Origin of the sequence: Leifsonia sp. NPDC058248 (assembly GCF_042881905.1) — a bacterium.
GTDB lineage: Bacteria > Actinomycetota > Actinomycetes > Actinomycetales > Microbacteriaceae > Leifsonia.
Map to the genome: position 1 here is coordinate 1 of NZ_JBHVXB010000033.1, position 1,082 is coordinate 1,082.

Genomic DNA, 1,082 nt, shown 5'->3' on the forward strand with positions numbered 1-1,082 from the left:
CTACGACTGTCCCGAATGCTACCTCGGAGAAAAGCGCTTCGAGGGTCTCGACTGGGACGGCAAGGTCAGACTCCTGTACGCAGTACGTGACTCCGGGGTCATCTGGTTTCAGTTCACTGGCGGGGAACCGCTGATCGATCCTGATTTCAAGCCCGCCTACAGGCTTGCTACCGAGCTGGGCATGATGGTGGAGATCCTTTCCAACGGGTCTCGGCTCCATCGACCCGAAATGATCGACCTCTTCCGAGAGCTGCCGCCGGAGAAGCTCACGCTCAGCCTGTACGGCGCCACTCTGGAAACGTACGAGAAGGCCACACGGAAGCCGCACTCCTACAAGAAGTTCTGTAAGGGCCTGGACGCGGCAGTTGAGGCCGGGCTGAATGTCAAGCTCAGCCTGATCATCATCAAGGACAACGCACACGAGCAAGACGCTATGCGGGCATGGGCCACACGCCTTGGTCTGCCGTGGACCGAGTACGCCAACATGTCACCCACCATCTCGGGCGGCGCAGAACCCCTGATCCAGCAGTCTCCTGAACACCTCACCCACAGGCAGCCCTTCACTGGCTGTCCAGCGGGGCACACCTTCTACCACCTCAACCCCTTCGGTCGAGCTTCGATCTGCAAGGTAGGCCGCGATCCAAGCATCAGCCTGGTGGACGACGGAGTGAGTGCCCTGGCTCAACTCGGCGACATCGCCGACTCCCTAATGCTTCGCACCGGCGGATGCTCCGGCTGTCAGCTCTCCGGCTCGTGCCGGGTGTGCAGGCCCATGGCCAAGCTGATGCAGGAGGCGAAGGCTCCACTCAAGAACTACTGCCAACACGGATAGAAGGAGTGAGTTCAATGACCGTTGCTCTCGCACTCTCGCCCACGCGGCTGGTTGAGCCGCCGCAGGACGTGGAGGAGCTGGTGATCATCGAGAACGTCCAGGACTACACCGCTGCGTCGGCCCAGGGCTGCGGCGAGGACAACCCGTACACCTAGATCGCCCGCTCAGGGCCCCGGCGCAACACGCGCCGGGGCCCTGCTCCGTTTGAGAGTGTTAGCTATGACGACCGATCGCCTGGAAGTGATCCCTG

The 1,082-nt window shown here is 61.8% G+C and carries 2 protein-coding genes; both read left to right on the forward strand.

The genetic code is table 11. From position 1 onward, the window contains the following. Positions 1–832: radical SAM protein (locus tag ACFVV5_RS19205; RefSeq protein WP_387247314.1), on the forward strand; the 832-nt coding region annotated here is incomplete at its 5' end. 14 nt (positions 833–846) lie between these two features. Next, positions 847–987: a hypothetical protein gene (locus ACFVV5_RS19210; protein WP_387247316.1), complete on the forward strand. Its 141-nt coding sequence runs from the start codon at positions 847–849 to the stop codon at positions 985–987. Positions 988–1,082 lie beyond the last annotated feature (95 nt).

Coding starts and splice junctions, on each gene's coding strand:
- ACFVV5_RS19210 (WP_387247316.1), top strand. CDS start 847: ATGACCGTTGCTCTCGCACTCTCGCCCACGCGGCTGGTTGAGCCGCCG.